Source organism: Caballeronia udeis, from assembly GCF_044909315.1.
GTDB lineage: Bacteria > Pseudomonadota > Gammaproteobacteria > Burkholderiales > Burkholderiaceae > Caballeronia > Caballeronia udeis_A.
Map to the genome: position 1 here is coordinate 43,951 of NZ_JBIYEB010000023.1, position 15,228 is coordinate 59,178.

Here is a 15,228-nt window from a genome sequence, read left to right on the forward strand (position 1 = left end):
ACGAGCTGCTTTCTACTGGGCAGCGTAGCAGTGGTGTCGAAAGCAGACATAGCTATGTGTTTGTGTCCGTGCGTCCTGCGTTTGAGGAAATCACCTCAGAGAGAGGCTTGGGATTAATCCAGCGCCACCCGACCGGGCCCACCGCCACCCTCTCATTAGACTGGGTAATGCCGCGATTGGACGCGCCTGAACGATTTCTACTCGCGCGCGTGTCTAGACTCTAGACACTGCGATCAGAGCTGAGGCGGATGCCTAACCTCCTCATATCGCTAATTCGTGTCTAGAGTCTAGACACGCGGGATAGGAGCAAAAAAAAGCCCGCACATAGCGGGCCTTGTTGCGGTGAGCGCTTCTCAGGTCGCCTTAGGCTCAGCATGGAACATCTGACTGATAAGCTCCCTAATCTGCATCTCCTGCGCGTCGGTGAGCACACCTGATTTGATTTTTACCGTGATACCGCTGACGTCCTTGGTAATTGAGCCCGCGTGTTCTTTCCCAGAAAAGAATTTATCAATGCTCCGCTCGCTCGCTGAATTGGCTGTTGTTGCTTGCCGGGTTGCCAACACCTTAATCGCCGCCGCGACCTTCCCCTGGTCCATATCGCCCTTCGCAACGAGCGGCCATAGTTCCAGCACGGCCTTCATTCCACTCTCGCCATGCTTCTTGATGGCCGTAACAATCGCTTGAGCAGCGGTCCCACCAAGTAGCCGCGGCTGGACGTCCAGATCCTTCCTGATAAAGTCCGGCAAATTCTCAAAGGAGAGAAACTGGTAAAGCCCACTGCGGGACATACCCAGTGCCTCGGCCATCCGTTTCCGATCCGGAAACTCCTTCTCCGTTCGCCTCAAAGACGTGGCGATTTCGTAGTCGGACAAATCGTCACGGCTGACATTCTCCACTAAAGCGAGCACCGCCATGTCCGCATCGGAACAATCCACAACGACCGCTTTTATCTCGTCCTTCTCAACCAATTTATGCGCGCGCCACCTACGTTCGCCCGCGACAATTTGATAGATGTCCTCAAATCGGCGGACCACGATAGGCTGCATGAGTCCAACTTCACGGATCGACTCGGCCAGTTCCGACAGTTTCGCCTCATTGAACACTCGCCGAGGCTGCCAGGGGTTTGGCACCACAGACGACACAGCCAATTGGGAAGCAGCACCGGTGGACTCCAACTCCTGCACACGGAGTTGTGCGACCGCCAATGCACCCGCGAGACCAGGCGCCGTCTGCGTTCGAGTACTACGTTTGACCTCGTCTCCGTTGATAGACGAAGTTGCCCGTATGCCCGCCGTCTTAGCCAACAATTGTTCACGCATGTTGCTCATTGCGCGTTCCTCCATTTTTCCGCATAGATTTCATCTATCCAACGACAGTAGTCGACAAGAGGCTGCTTAACACGCTGCAACGACTTGGACGCGCTATGGGTACTGCTGACGTCGAACACAGTTGAGAACGCCAGCGCGCCCGTACTCATTACGGAACTGGCGGGTACTTCAATCGAATGCAACCAGCTCTCGTACGCGCTCTGTGCCCACGCACGCACGATGGGAGCTGACGAGGTACGCCCATAATCGACCTTAGAAAGTAATAGCGAAATAAAGTCGTATTTCTTGTCCGTCTCATACTTCATGAAACTCTTGGACACATCGGAAAATAGCCGCCAGAACGACAACGAGCTAATGAAGTCGAGATTCTCCGGCACCATTGGCATAACCATCGCATCCGCTGCAAGCAACGCATTCAGGTTGAGGTACGAAAGGGAAGGCGACGTGTCCATGAGAATGTAGTCGTACCGCTTGCGTAGCGGCTCCAGGCCTTGTCGCAGCACCGTCCAGAAGCGGAATCCTGGTCTCATCTTCTGCATCGCGGGCAAGTGAAACTCTGCACCAATCAATTCGGTGTGAGCTGGGATCACATCAAGTCCATCCCAGTACGTCGGCTGAACTCTAGCCTCCAATCCCCCTTCGATGTCCTGGTCGTAAATGTAAGGCAGAATGGTGTCGTCCGGAGTTACATCTTTTTCCGCGTAAAGACCACAAAGCTCGGAAAGCGAGGCTTGCGGATCAAGATCGATAACTAACACCTTGCGCCCGCGCAACGTCAATCCTTGTGCCAGGCACATAGTTGTGGTCGTCTTTGCCGATCCGCCCTTCAACTGGGCCGTAATGATGATTTTCCCTTCAGGCTCGCGTGTCCCGGTAACAAGCGGAGTCTGATAGATGTCAGAGACCTTCTGGACCCACACGCGTGCTTCCTCTAACGTGAAAGTCCGGGTTCGGCCCGTACCGGCTGCAGTGCCCGAGGGCAACTCTCCGTCACTCTTCGTGGCAAGGTATTGAACCTGAGAGTGAGCGATGTTGCACATCTCGGCAATCTCCCCTGTTTTGAAGACAGGAGCAGCCTTTCTCGGCCGTGGAGCTAGGATCGTGTCACGTAGTTCATCTGTAAAAATCGAGACTTTTTCAGCGAACTGGCTAATCTGCTCAAGGTGAACCGTTCGGTCCACAGCAGGAAGTTGGCTTGTTTTCACCATTCTGAGGTTTGTCCATAAATTCTAACTAACCTCAGAATACAGGAACAACTTGGAAATTGCTCTATAAATCGCTGTTTATTATAGAGATATCCCGTGAAAATCGCGGTCAGAGCCTTAATCACGTCTAGTAGAGCGTGTTCCACAGACAGCCCGTAAGGCTAGTCACCTTGAATCGCAGCTACCGCATTCCGTTAATGCTGACCTCGACCACACGTTGTTAGCCCTGCGTTTCACCCGTTGGACGCACTTGCTCAATTGTGCCTTTATACCCTCGTGATGTTTATCACCCAGAGTGCACAATGGACCTCACCTTGGTACCCAGGTTCCACAGCGCCCATTCGCAAATCCGCACAATCAACCTCACCTTCACTCAACGTGCTCCCCCAATGCAAACGCCTTTTCCACCAAAAAACCCACGCACGCACCGAACAAAGTTGATGCTATGCACCATCAATCTCGAGTTGTACATATCGGCACCCGTTTGCTGCCTTGTTCTTTGCACAACTGACCTCACCATCACCGGCTGCTAGCACGTCCCTTCCAACTACTTGCTGGTTTGTTTTTTTAAAGAATTAACCAACCGACAAACCAACAGAGAAACTCACTTTTATTTACTTTCAATGACTTACCGTCGCTAAAGTGAGGTTTGTTGTGTCAAAAGTGAGGTTCAATGTGCACGAAGGTGAGATTCATTGTGTGGCGACGGTGAGGTTGATTCCACACAAAGGTGAGGTTCGTTGTGCAGAAAAAAGATTCACTGGAGAAGGTGAGGTTCGTTGTGCAGAAAAAAGAAAGTGCCGCTACCGACTTCACGGGATAAGGCGTTCGGCCCGGAAGTGCGCCCACGGAGGTGAGGTTTATTGTGCATTGGTGAGGTCCGTTGTGCATAGCCAGCAACTTTCGGCCGGAAACATGCCTGTGTAGCCCGATGACGGTGAGGTTGTATGTGTTGACAGCTCACCCACGCATGCTACATTCCCAGCAACGAAAATGAAGAACTGGTGAGCTTATGGCGGAGGAGAATTCCGGAGAGGGCAAGTCGAGGGTGACATCTCAACAGATGGCACTTGCGCTGTTCGAGGACCTGTTCGACCTTGGCACGCCGATCAGCGAAGCCACCCGCGAAATCGGTTATCAGCGAAACAACTTCTTCACCCAAATCGTCAACATGGGGCTGCCGGCGCGGCGATTTCTTGACGCTGCATACTTCATTGTTGCACAGGAGCAGGAAGCGCGAGACCAGTACGATGTCGAACTGAACTACTTCAAGTGGTTGATGCGTTACGACAGCCGTAATCTCAAGCACCTGCGCACAATCGCAGAAGAAGCGCAGGACGCGAAAATCCAGGTGACGGATACGCCGCTTGATCGCGACCCCAACGAAGACGACCTATGGGTCTCAGTCCAACTGATGGGAATGGTGGGGTTCCACAGAGGGCGCATCCGATTTGACGTGCATTCGCGGTTAGTTCCGCACATCCGTGATCCGAAAAAATCCCACTGGCTGAGCCTGCGCATTTCGACGGCCTTTACGCGCAGTCTGGCACGTGCGATTTATGACCAGATCCTGCCGAGTGTTCCTGATGGTCGCACGGAATGGATACCGGTTGAAGACATGAGAAATTGGCCCGGGAAAATGGGCGCAAACGCGGCCATTTTTAAATACTTCAAGCGCGACTGGCTTGAGCCGGCGGTACGTGAAATTAACGAAGTATCGGACATCGAGCTGACGTACGAAACCAGAACTGAGTCGAGCACATCGAAAAGAATCGATCGCATACGATTCCTGCTCAAGCGTAAGGACACCGCCGACGCTGCCTTGGCAAGCTTGGCCGACGCTAGTCATCTGTACAAGATTCTCAAGGATGAATTCAATTTGTCGACCAAACAGTTCACCGACATCTCTGAGAACCGTGAGGTCTGGACCGATGCGCGCATCCAGCAAGCTGTCGAATACACTCGCTTCAAGATTGATCGTGGACAGGTGAAAAGGAGCCCGGCCGGCTACTTGATGAGAGCCCTGCGCGATAACTGGAAAATGTCCGAAGCTGAACGGACGATGATCAACGTTCAGGCAAAGCTGCTGACTGACGAAACTGACGCTCAGGTTGCAAAGATTGAAACCCAGAGTTCGGTCGCACGAACCATAGCGTCGCGCGAAGAAGAGGTCCGCGCACGCATGAATGAAGAGTCGCGCAAAGGACGTGAACACTTCAACTCCGCCGACGTGAAAAGCCGTAAAGACCTGGTGCGCTCATGGGTGACGTCGAGCCAAGGCAAACTCATGCTCCGACGTATGAAGCTTGACGCCTCAACTGTAACCGAGGAGGACATCCTCGCGAATGCGGACCTCGTTTGGTACTTGGGACAGTTTGTATTCGGGCGCATAAATTCGTCCCGGATGTCGGTGTGATGTGCCCTAACGTGTCGAGGATTGCTAACTGTGCCAACAGCATCCATTAGTTGTACTGGCGAAAATCCGCAGAATCCCTCAAAAATAAGGCAGCAGGCAGACGATCGCGGCAGCTAGACTGGCTTCAGCAATGTCTGCACTGCATGAATGTTCGTTATCTTCATAGTCGACTTCTGCGGGCCTTACGCCCATCGGCGAAGAGGGCACTCGTAGCAGGGCGTCGCACAATCACTTCCAAGAATCCCTCGATTTCGGGTTTGGCGGCGACAAGTAAATCGATTCGATCGGAGCTAACGCGCAAGATCCCCGCTCGAAATAGACTCTCCGCACCTCGACAATGAAGCGCTCGAGGACTTCGTGTGTGATCACTCCAACCCGCCATAGATAGTCTTCTGGGCAGCGCACCGCACCAATCACATTGCAGTCATTCCTTCACGCTCACGCGACCTCCTCGCGGCACTTGCCCGTAAACGATCGGAATGAGCCGACGTTTGAGATCGCGCTTGGGTTGCCCGAATTGGCTTACAAACGAATGTCGCTCAAAGCTTTACACGAGATGGTGTTTCCAATATTCGGCAGGATGGCAACGATCAGCCCCCCGATTTCTGATGTTCAGCTAAACCTAGTCTGCTTGGCGCTCGAAGGCGAGCCTGTACAGCCGTCTGCATGTGTTGTGCATACGAAACGATTAGATGGTCTGCGAAGCTGGGCGAGTGCAAGACGGCACGAGGGGAGGGCGCCATTGATCTGGATCTGCAGTGCCTTGCGCACACATTTTCTGATTCCGAAAGGCCAGTTGTTAACCTGTGTTTCCGGTGCCGGCTCTTAGGCATTGCTCAACGACGGCGTGTATTACTTTGGCGAACTCGTCGGGCGCTTCGACGCATGACGTATGGCCAGTTTCAAGCACCACAAGCCTCGAGCCTAGAATGCCGTTGTTAAGGCTTTTTGCATGGTACAAAGTGCGAGCCGGGTCACGAATTCCATGGACCACCGCTGTCGGCAGGGATGATAGCTCGCTGAGCATGCTTGTGAGATCAGTCTGTTGCAAACTGCGCAAGCTCTCGGCCGTCGCCTCGGCAGTAATGCGGCGTGGATACGTCATAAACGAATCCACAAGCTCGACGGGGCAGACGCTTCCGAGCGAGCGTTCGGTCATAGCTTTCCAGAGCGGCGGCCCCCATGTCTGAAGAACCCGTTCGATGACTGATTCGACATCGCCATGTCCCTTTGTGTTTGCTCCGCTATTGCTCAGCACGAGACCAACTACGTTGCTTTTTGCTGAGCGTAAATCAATCGCAGCGGCGAGTGCCGCGATCGGTGTACCTACCGAATGGCCTATCAGCACGGTTGGCCCGAGCTCTCTCAGTAGAACGGCTACGCGCGCTGCAACCGAGTGGAGGTCGTGTGGCCCGGCACCCTCGAGCCAGCCCACGCCAATCGCGCGTAGGTTAACGATTCTTGTGACGGGCGCGATAGCGTTTGGTGGGATGAGGGCACCCGGCAAGAAGACGAGCGTCGGTCGATTTTTGGGTCCATGACTGAGATGGAACGTGGCTAAAACCTGCGTCATTTATCTACGTCTGTTTTGTGATTCGATGTGAGCGGAGCTGCATTTTGGCGATGCGCGTTCTGGCGGTTCCGCGATTTTCGAATAATACGCCGAACATTTTTTTGAAGCACGGCGGTTGCCGCGCGGGCAATCGGCACTTGAGGTGTCGGGTCGCGTCATTGAAACAGTCATCTACTACTTTTGATTCGACAAGCTGGCACCCATCCGACTAAATTTGCCCGCTGTTGTTCCGGCGGCGGTAGCGCCGAAGAACGGGTTTCGCGCTATCCGCAGCACTTCTGATCCGACGAATCGTCGAGGGATGTTGTTGAGCAGCGCAGTCTATAAAAAGCCACTGCGATGCAACGCATTGGGATCGCTCGCAGCCGAATAAACGCTAGATTTTGGCTAGTGTCTGCCGGTGTTTTATTGTAAAGGTGGATGGATGAGAATTCATGAAATGAGCCTCTTGCCCGACGCCCGCGGTGAGCTGCTGTGCTATCTCTTCGCGACCGAGGCCGCGACTTACGCGTTGACCAGTGATTGGCGAGTGGACTTTATCATGATCTCCTGCCGGTCGTGGCTGTCGCGCAACTGGCTGAGCCTGCAGTGGCTTGACCGAGTTTGCCTTGGGCAGTTAGTGTTGCAAATTGCACGGCGCGATCTGCGCGGCGTAGGCATTGCGTTAAAACGAGCTGACGTTCAGGGTCTCTTCACGAGCGACATGAAGTTGAACCCGGCCAGTACGGTCGTTCAGCAGATGCTTCAAGTATGTCGCCATGCGTTGCAGGAACATCGGTTCGGATGGGGATGGCAATGAATGCAACCAATTCCGTTGAGCCCACTGTCGTATGAACTGCACCCCAAAGCTTGGACAGGTTGACGTTAGTGATGCTTATATTTCTTTCGATACTCGACTGGGCTGAGACCTCGCAATCTTAGCTTGATTCGATCGTTGTTGTAGTAGCGGATGTAGTCTTTCAGTCCGGCCTGCAGCTCATCGATGCTGAGGAATTTCTTAGTACTACAGCCGTAGATGTAAGGAAGCTGGCGGTACGCAGCCGCGTCGCCTGTAGTGGCACTGCTGTGCGCGGTGTTGATGCCTGCGACGCCATAGCGACCACGACAACACGTACTCGACAGAGTGAGCGCCGCGCCATAGGAGGCGGCATAGTAGTCGGCGAATCTCCTGCACACTGAGCGGCATTGAACCTTCAGGTGTTTTTTTTGCCGCGCACCCGCAGGGTGACGAGCACGGCATGAGCCAGCAAGGCCAGCGTGATGTGGCGGTACCAGCCCTGCCATCGGCGTACCTCATATTGATCGAGCCCGCATTCGCCTTTGGTCGCCTCGAAGCCGGTTTCGATTTCCCACCTGCGGCCCGCGACGTTGACCAGGGTTTGCCGTGTGGTTTTGCTGCGCGGCGCGTACACGACGTAATACGCATGCTCGCGTTTCTCATCCAGGCTGCGTCGCACCAGCAGGTAATGCCCGAAGCGGCGCTCTTCGGTAGTGATCTGCAAGCGCCACAGCGGGGTCAGTGCCCAGTCATACAGGCGCTCGCCCTTTGCACCGGCACCCGCTGACAGGCGTCGCCACGCCCGTGCCGGCAGGCCTTCGGCGATCTGGTCGGCCCGTACGTAGTCGGGACCCTGCCACCATAGAGGTTCGTTCTTCGCGACGGCCAGCACGAAAGACTGGCCGCGCGACTCGAGCCATAGCCTCAGGTGACGGTCGCCGCCGTAGACTTCGTCGCCCGTGACCCAGCCGCACGGCACACCTGCATCCAGCGCCCGTTCAAGCATACTGCGCGCGAGTTGCGGCTTCGTTGCAAACTCCACCGACTCGGGAATACCCGCTGCCTCGCAGCGCACACGGTCATCGGTCCACGCCTTGGGCACATACAGTTCGCGGTCGATAAACGCGCTGCCGCCACGCCCGGCATAGCAGAGGAACACGCCGATCTGGCTGTTCTCGATACGGCCTGCGGTGCCACTGTACTGGCGTTGCACACCGGCCGAGTGCTGCCCCTTCTTGACGAAGCCGGTTTCATCCACGATCAGCACCGCGTCACGTTCGCCCAGTTGTTCAACAACATACTCCCGCAGTACATCGCGCGCGGCATCGGCATCCCACTGTGCCCGCTCCAACAGGTGCTGCACGCCGTCGGGTGTCGCCTCGCCGATCCATTCGGCGAGTTGCCAGCCGTTCTTACGCTCGACCGTGCCCAGCAGGCCCTTGAGGTACGCCAGCGAGCGCTGTCGGGGCTCGGGACGCCTGAACAGTTCTCCGAGTCGATGGTGCAGCGCCTCCAGCTCGTGCTCCCACGCTTTTGCAGTCGAGTGCATGGTCCTATTTACTAGTTATCCTAAATATCATTAGTATAGTAAAAAATCTACGACTGTAGTGTTAACCGCGGTTTCATTTGTCGTTTCATCTAAGCTCCACTCTCCGAATCCGTATTGGAACAAAGGTGTTGCATCGACCGGTTGAATCCGCCCTACTATTATTGCTTGCGCAAGATCGGCATTACTAAGAAGAACGCGGATGTCTGCGGCCACGGGCTGAGGGCAGAGTTTGCGGAAAATTGCGCCATCGCCCGAGGATTGCTGCCGGCGACGCTCGGGGGTACTGCTGACCAGATGCCTAAGGAAGAGATGGATCTCATTCTTCTGCAGGTGAGTGAAAAACTGGGCCACAGTCGGAAGCAGATTCATACGCCTACTACGGTAAATTCGCCGAGCTTCGTGCGGATAAAATCGCTGAAGGCGCCGCGAAGAAGATAGCATCCCAACAAGCCGCACCGGCGGCGGCCGATTCCGATGCGGCTGTGCTCGATGATCTGGCTGAAAAAATTACGATGGAAACGAAAGCAAGGCCTGTTGCGTCGTCGGAACAGCCCAGCGGGACGCACCAGAAAGTCGCCCGTTCGGACACGGATGCGGCAGAAAGTCCGAAAATTCCCACTATTTCGGAACGGTAAACTTGCTGTCGGAAAAGTAGACCTGATGGTTGGGAGACGCTCATCGTTAGACATCTGAGTATCGACATACCAGCAAGTCTGAGGTAGTCGAAAATATGTTGGAGTCCAAATTTGTAGGGGCCAGTACAGATATAGTAGCGTCAGTAAAGTAGAGATATCGTAGCCGGGCAGGGGTGTTTAGGGAGAGTTTGCTTGTCTCCTGATTTGAATCGTAGGTGGTGTTGAAGGACAGTTTTGATCTGGCATTGCGCTAATGTTTGCTTAGCTGGTTCGAATGGCTGGGAGGTCCTGCCCACTGTTGATCGCGCCGGCCTGCCGCGCGGCCCAGACTGACGGACACGTCCAGCAGGTCGCGCATGAACTCCCTCACGCCGCGATACGAGCTGCTGCAGCCCGACCATCACCTGGTGCAGCCAGGTGATGGTCACCGGTAACTGGAACAGCGCCTCGTCATCGGCGACGGCTGAACCGAACACGTGATTGAGCGCGTCGTTCGCCTCATCCATTTGCGCTTGGACGAACTTGCGGCTCATACCGAGCCGCGCAGACCGTTCGCTGATCGGCTCCAATCCTGCCACGCCTAAACGGCCAGTTTCTTGCGCTCACGGTCAGACAGCTTCGCCGCCGCGTCAGCAGATCGACTTATGCACGGACCACCACTGAAAAAATCGGCTGCCATTATTGACCATCGCGATTTCATCCGGCACCTTGCGTGTGTCTCTCAGTTGAACCATGCCCTTTCCTGCCGGACGGGGATGTTTCAGGGATGCGCGTAGAGTGAACCGAGGCCGGGCACGTCGGCGGGGCGGCTCGATGCGGTTGAGCTGTCCTGGACGCCCCCAAAACTGCTTTCGACGTTTGCCGCGGTGTTGTGCTGTGCACCGATCCTGGCCTCGGCAGCCTGGATGTCGTCAGGGTAGTGCGGATCGTTGTTACCCGGGCGGTAGCCAGCCTTTTCGATCTGTATGAGTTCGGCGCGCACTTGGGCACGGGTCAGAGCGGAGGTGGTTTCCTGGGCATGACTGGCGATCGGAAAGACGAGGGTAGCTGCGACGACCAGGGTGAGATGGCGGAAGTTCATGGCAAATCTCCTTCGGGTTGGGTTACGAGAAGAACGTATTGTTCGGAATGGATTCTGAACAAAAGGAGAAGAAACTGGAATAGCATCGCGGTCATCTCATTGATGCCAGATTGTCATGGAACGAATCGCCAGGAAGCTGAGAGGAAGCGTAGACTGGTGCTACCTGAACGTAATGCGGCAAACCCCTCTGCATGCGGGTATTAGCCAAAAGGCCGGCACTCATCTGTGCTGTCGGAGGGTGGCCTGGGCTCATGAAGTACTCACTTTGCCTTGAGGTAGTCGGGTTGTGGGTTGCGTTACTCGCCATACCCCTAGGCCGCCATAAAGGCGTTCCCGCAAAAGGAAAGAGACCGGACAGGAACTGCTTGAATCAATGAGATGTTTTAATAGAGCTGTTTCGCAAATCCGCATGGCGCCCAAGCGCTGCTACCCCGGTAAAATGCAACGAAATCAAGCGGACCCCATTTGACGGATCGATTTGCCATCCACGCGACCGTCCTTTGCCGACGTGCTCTCAGGCAATGGTCGGTGCCTTCGCCGCCTCCGTCCAGCATGCTGGTCGTGAGGCCTCGGCACCTTTGACTCGAAGTCACGCTGACCTTAACTTAAAGGCACTCCGCTGGTCGTCGCGCGACGCCTACACTGTGGAACGTTGCTGCACGATGCGGACATTGGTCGGCACAGGACGTGTCGGTGAGGATGGCAAAACAGCCGGCATTTGCGCTGCGCACCATTACTTCTGTCCTGGTCGCCGCCGCCGGTAACCAGGACATGCAGCGGCTAAAGCACATCCCTCAGTCGCACGCGCTAACCGTGACGAATCGTCGATCAGGTAGAGGCCGACCGCTTGTATCACCGGGAAGATCGTTCGTACCGGGCTGAGTTACCGTGAGTACGCAAACGAAACGAACGGGCACATACCCACTGTGGAAGTTCTTTTCAAGAGCTAAAACAATCTAACCAGGAAAAGCATGAGGAACATAAGCAAAGCCGTGGTAGCGGTGACTCTCGGATTGACAGCAACGCTCACGGCAACTGCGGACGCGAGGCCCAAGCTTGCCACTGAACAGACGATCGGCCATATTGAACCGGTATTCGAGTTCTACGGTGCCATGCCCACCGGTGTAACGAAAGCGCCAGACGGTCGCCTGTTCGTCAACTTTCCACGTTGGGGAGACGATGTGCCGTTTACCGTCGGTGAAATCGTCGGCAAGCGGGTCGTACCTTATCCGGACGCACAGACCAATCGCGTGGACCCCGCGCATCCCGCCAATAGTCTGATTAGCGTTCAAAGCGTCGTAGCTGACTCGAAGAAGCGGCTGTGGATTCTGGACACGGCATCACCGAAATTTGCGGCACCGATCCAGGGCGGCGCCAAACTGGTCGCCGTCGACCTCGCTACCGACAAGGTGGTTAGAACGGTCCTTTTTCCGCCGAATGTGTTGCTGCCGACAACCTACCTGAACGACGTGCGTTTCGATTTCAGGTTCGGGGCTCAGGGCATTGCCTATGTTACCGACTCGTCGTCGCATGGGCCAGGTGGAATCATCGTTATGGATCTTGCAAGCGGCAAGGGGTGGCGCAAGCTGTCAGGGGACCCTTCGACCAGCGCCGATCCGGCGTTCGTTCCAGTGGTGGAGGGCGAAGAGATGGCAACCGATGGTCCTGACGGAAAACGCTTACCGTTACATGCCGCGGCAGATGGCATTGCGTTGTCAGCCGATGGTGCGACGCTGTACTACTCAGCGTTGTCCAGCCGCCATCTGTATTCAGTGCCAACCGCGCTCCTGCGAGACCGTAACGCCAGCCCTGCGACGGTAACGGCAGCTGTGCGGGATCTGGGCGAAAAGGGAGCATCCGATGGTCTTGAAGCAGATGCGAGCGGCGCCATCTATGCCGGCGATTATGAGCACGACAGTATTCGCCGGCGGCTTCCAGACGGTCAATGGCAAACTATTGCACACGATCCGCGCATCCTATGGCCGGATACCTTGTCAGTCGGGAACGACGGCTACCTGTACTTCACGGCTAACCAATTGCCTCGGGAAGCGTCATATCATCATGGTCACGATTTGCGCAAGAAGCCTTATACATTGTTCCGCATTAGGATCGATGCAAAGCCTGTGACGCTCGACACGGTTTTGTCGCATTAACGATGCTGCGGTAAGGCGTTGTCACATTAAAGTGTTGGACTCGCGGTAGTTCGGTACACTGATTTTTCCTCAAAGATCAGATGAATTTTGGCTGAGCTCGGTGAACCGATGCCACGCGTCGCTCGCGTTCACGTGTAGGCTGGTGGCTTTTTTCCGCGCGGTTGTTAACCGGGGCACGAGCTTTGACGAAGACGTGCTTGACATTGATCAGCCCCGGGATCCCGGCCTTTGCCACAAGATAGCTGCGTAACCGGCCGGTCACGATCTTGCGCGGTGTCTCGGGACAAGGCAAGTTTATGTCAAGGCCTAGTCCATCATGCAAAAAATAGTACGTCGATCAAAAAATATCGCGCTGTAACGAGTCCGGGCGGGGCCGTTTACGAGAACCGCTCTCTCGCCTGACGGAAATGTCATGAGAAGGCCAGCATTCGGTCAGAGTGTTCATTCTAGACTGACTTCGAAATTTCATGCGACCTGGATTCCTCACCATTCTCCTAACATCACTACCGCGGAAACCTACGATATAAAACTAAGGGACTACGAAATATGTACAGATCGACCTGCACTCACCACGTCGGAATCCACAGTGGCGTGCCCGAGAATGCGGAGAGCGAGTCGGCTGTATTTTGGCGCCGGACTGAGTTAGTGGAACACTGAAGGTTACGACAGATGCTAAAGATACTGATCGTCGACGATGATGAGGCGACCTCGGACTCTCTTCTTTGCTCGCTTATTGCGAACGACTTCGCGGTGGATGTGGCGCGCAGAGGACGAGAAGGTATAGCGAAGGCGACCGCTGGCGACTGACTATGATGCCGTGGCCCTCAGCATGGAGCTTCGCGACGCCAACGGATTGACGATGATCACGACGATGCAAAGGATCGGTTTGGAAGCTCCTATTCTCGTGATTAGTGGGATATCGAGTATCCATGAAAATGTTCATCGCTTGCGCGCCGGAGCCGAGGATTACCTGACCCGGCCGTTTTTCCATGAGGAGATGTCGGCGCGGATTGAGGTGCTGTTGCGCAGACGTCATCGAATCATGTCGGAAGGAAACATGTTACGGGTAGGCGCATTGGAGCTTGATCTTCTCAAGCGGAAGATTCGCGCCCGGCAACGCGAGATAGCACTTGAACCCACAGATCCGCGTGCTAGAGTTCATGAGGTACTTACACGGGCCATAGTCCTTGAGGCCGTGTGGGGCTTTCATTTCGATCCACAGACCAATCGTATTGACGTGCACATTGGAAAACTACGAAAGAAAATCGGTGTGCTTAGTGATAGTCCGATGACCCGCGCTATTCGAGGAGCTGGTTATCTGCTTTCGTGACGTTTAATCATATAGGCCTGCATAAATCCTCAATGATCTGAAACTGTCTTGCCCGATGGAGATTGTGGGCCTCTGGTGGGTGCTTTGCGCGAATGGAGATTGGGGAGATCGCCAATTCATGGAGGACAACAACGTCTGCATGCCAAAGTTCCAAACAAACGTAAGCGCGTCTTCCGGCTTGCACGACGACCGCTCCTAGCCAATGTCCGCGGTCAGCAGATCGAGGAATGCCCGCATCTTGGCCGACGGCAGCCGGCGCGACGGGTAATAGACATAGAGCGGTAGCTGTTCCTGAGCCCATTCCGGAAACAGTTCGACAAGGCTGCCGTCGCCGAGCCATTGCTGCGCCCCAAGTTCCATCGTTTGTGTGATGCCCAGACCAGCGGCACAAGCACTCAACTTTGTAGCGAGATCATTGACGATCAGTCGTCCCGACACGGGCACAGTTAGGACTTCGCCATTGCGATGGAATTCCCACGGAAATGGCTGACCGGTCGACGAATCCCGAAATAACAGGCATTCGTGCCGGCCGTCAGCGAGCTCGAGTGGATGCGCTGGCTGTCCGTGCCGCGCGAGGTAGCCGGGCGAACTACAGGTCAGGATGCGAGTACTCAGAAGGGGGCGTGCCACGAGCGACGACGCTTCAGGTGGGCCAAAGCGTACCGCGGCGTCGAAACCCTCCGCTACCAGATCCCCGAGCCTGTCGCGAATCACCAGTTCGACATGAAGCGACGGTTGCGCCGATAAAAACTTCTCAAGTTTGGGGGCCAATATGAAGCGGGCGAACCAAGGGTCTGCATTAATGCGTAGTCGCCCCCGGACTGTGACGGATGAGCCTGCCGTCTCGGTCGCTGCGTCCTCCATTTCGGCTAGGAGCGGCGCGACGCGCTCGTAGAAGCGTTGTCCCTCGTCGGTGAGCTTGACCGCGCGGGAGGTGCGATCGAATAGCCGTATTCCAATGCGCTGTTCCATCCGGGCCACCGCGCGACTGATCGCGGAGGCGGTTACACCGAGCGCTTCTGCGGCATGCACGAAGCTGCCACCTTCGACGACTGCAGCGAGAACGCCAATACCATTCAAGAGACGTGTATCGAAGGCCATGGTTATCCGTGAATTTATGTCACCGTGATTTTGACACGGATGCGCTTTTTGAATCAGATCAGGAACCCTATACTGC

General features: G+C 55.4%; 11 protein-coding genes and 2 pseudogenes. 5 read left to right on the forward strand and 8 right to left on the reverse strand.

The genetic code is table 11. From position 1 onward, the window contains the following. Nucleotides 1-353: 353 nt before the first annotated feature. Together ABH944_RS30435 and ABH944_RS30440 are read right to left on the reverse strand one after the other, a co-directional pair. A complete protein-coding gene (locus tag ABH944_RS30435; protein ID WP_404611026.1) occupies nucleotides 354-1,331 on the reverse strand; it encodes a ParB/RepB/Spo0J family partition protein in 978 nt (325 codons plus the stop codon). Then, nucleotides 1,328-2,539, reverse strand: coding sequence for a ParA family protein (locus tag ABH944_RS30440; RefSeq protein WP_404611025.1), 1,212 nt, complete (start codon nucleotides 2,537-2,539; stop codon nucleotides 1,328-1,330). The genes ABH944_RS30435 and ABH944_RS30440 overlap by 4 nt, the downstream gene beginning before the upstream one ends. Nucleotides 2,540-3,548: 1,009 nt before the next feature. On the opposite strand from ABH944_RS30440, the gene ABH944_RS30445 reads away from it, so the two are divergent. Beyond that, nucleotides 3,549-4,952: a replication initiation protein gene (locus ABH944_RS30445; RefSeq protein WP_404611024.1), complete on the forward strand. Its 1,404-nt coding sequence runs from the start codon at nucleotides 3,549-3,551 to the stop codon at nucleotides 4,950-4,952. Between the two features lie 799 nt (nucleotides 4,953-5,751). Here the strand turns inward: ABH944_RS30445 and ABH944_RS30450 are convergent. Next, nucleotides 5,752-6,525 (reverse strand): alpha/beta fold hydrolase, encoded by a 774-nt coding sequence (locus ABH944_RS30450; protein ID WP_404611023.1) that lies wholly within the window; start codon nucleotides 6,523-6,525, stop codon nucleotides 5,752-5,754. 439 nt (nucleotides 6,526-6,964) lie between these two features. Here ABH944_RS30450 and ABH944_RS30455 point away from each other — a divergent pair, with 439 nt between their 5' ends. Then, complete coding sequence (locus ABH944_RS30455; protein WP_404611022.1) at nucleotides 6,965-7,324, forward strand: hypothetical protein; 360 nt, start codon at nucleotides 6,965-6,967, stop codon at nucleotides 7,322-7,324. Nucleotides 7,325-7,389: 65 nt separating this feature from the next. Here ABH944_RS30455 and ABH944_RS30460 read toward each other — a convergent pair. Continuing rightward, a pseudogene (locus ABH944_RS30460) lies at nucleotides 7,390-7,521 on the reverse strand (IS3 family transposase); the annotation flags it as partial. A gap of 197 nt (nucleotides 7,522-7,718) precedes the next feature. Continuing rightward, the gene (locus ABH944_RS30465) at nucleotides 7,719-8,852 is read right to left on the reverse strand and encodes an IS701 family transposase (protein ID WP_047898346.1); all 1,134 of its coding nucleotides are present in this window, start codon (nucleotides 8,850-8,852) and stop codon (nucleotides 7,719-7,721) included. Nucleotides 8,853-8,993: 141 nt separating this feature from the next. Here ABH944_RS30465 and ABH944_RS30470 point away from each other — a divergent pair, with 141 nt between their 5' ends. Next, on the forward strand, nucleotides 8,994-9,290 hold the full coding sequence (locus tag ABH944_RS30470; RefSeq protein ID WP_404659585.1) for a hypothetical protein: 297 nt from the start codon (nucleotides 8,994-8,996) through the stop codon (nucleotides 9,288-9,290). A gap of 957 nt (nucleotides 9,291-10,247) precedes the next feature. Here the strand turns inward: ABH944_RS30470 and ABH944_RS30475 are convergent. Next, a complete protein-coding gene (locus ABH944_RS30475) occupies nucleotides 10,248-10,568 on the reverse strand; it encodes a DUF4148 domain-containing protein (RefSeq protein ID WP_404611020.1) in 321 nt (106 codons plus the stop codon). 971 nt (nucleotides 10,569-11,539) lie between these two features. Here ABH944_RS30475 and ABH944_RS30480 point away from each other — a divergent pair. Beyond that, nucleotides 11,540-12,721 carry an L-dopachrome tautomerase-related protein gene (locus ABH944_RS30480; protein ID WP_404611019.1) on the forward strand — a complete coding sequence of 394 codons (1,182 nt, stop codon included), beginning with the start codon at nucleotides 11,540-11,542 and terminating at the stop codon, nucleotides 12,719-12,721. A gap of 112 nt (nucleotides 12,722-12,833) precedes the next feature. Here ABH944_RS30480 and ABH944_RS30485 read toward each other — a convergent pair. Then, nucleotides 12,834-12,998 (reverse strand): annotated as a pseudogene (locus ABH944_RS30485) (IS6 family transposase); the annotation flags it as partial. A 552-nt stretch (nucleotides 12,999-13,550) separates the two neighbouring features. Here ABH944_RS30485 and ABH944_RS30490 point away from each other — a divergent pair. Continuing rightward, nucleotides 13,551-14,051, forward strand: a complete 501-nt coding sequence (locus tag ABH944_RS30490) for a winged helix-turn-helix domain-containing protein (protein WP_404611018.1) — start codon at nucleotides 13,551-13,553, stop codon at nucleotides 14,049-14,051. A gap of 195 nt (nucleotides 14,052-14,246) precedes the next feature. On the opposite strand, the gene ABH944_RS30495 is transcribed toward ABH944_RS30490, so the two are convergent. Beyond that, on the reverse strand, nucleotides 14,247-15,152 hold the full coding sequence (locus ABH944_RS30495; protein WP_404611017.1) for a LysR family transcriptional regulator: 906 nt from the start codon (nucleotides 15,150-15,152) through the stop codon (nucleotides 14,247-14,249). Nucleotides 15,153-15,228 lie beyond the last annotated feature (76 nt).

Bases quoted from the DNA above. Each gene is read 5' to 3' on its own strand.
- ABH944_RS30450 (WP_404611023.1), bottom strand. From the start codon at position 6,525: ATGACGCAGGTTTTAGCCACGTTCCATCTCAGTCATGGACCCAAAAAT.
- ABH944_RS30490 (WP_404611018.1), top strand. From the start codon at position 13,551: ATGGAGCTTCGCGACGCCAACGGATTGACGATGATCACGACGATGCAA.
- ABH944_RS30480 (WP_404611019.1), top strand. From the start codon at position 11,540: ATGAGGAACATAAGCAAAGCCGTGGTAGCGGTGACTCTCGGATTGACA.
- ABH944_RS30435 (WP_404611026.1), bottom strand. From the start codon at position 1,331: ATGAGCAACATGCGTGAACAATTGTTGGCTAAGACGGCGGGCATACGG.
- ABH944_RS30440 (WP_404611025.1), bottom strand. From the start codon at position 2,539: ATGGTGAAAACAAGCCAACTTCCTGCTGTGGACCGAACGGTTCACCTT.
- ABH944_RS30495 (WP_404611017.1), bottom strand. From the start codon at position 15,152: ATGGCCTTCGATACACGTCTCTTGAATGGTATTGGCGTTCTCGCTGCA.
- ABH944_RS30445 (WP_404611024.1), top strand. From the start codon at position 3,549: ATGGCGGAGGAGAATTCCGGAGAGGGCAAGTCGAGGGTGACATCTCAA.
- ABH944_RS30475 (WP_404611020.1), bottom strand. From the start codon at position 10,568: ATGAACTTCCGCCATCTCACCCTGGTCGTCGCAGCTACCCTCGTCTTT.
- ABH944_RS30465 (WP_047898346.1), bottom strand. From the start codon at position 8,852: ATGCACTCGACTGCAAAAGCGTGGGAGCACGAGCTGGAGGCGCTGCAC.
- ABH944_RS30455 (WP_404611022.1), top strand. From the start codon at position 6,965: ATGAGCCTCTTGCCCGACGCCCGCGGTGAGCTGCTGTGCTATCTCTTC.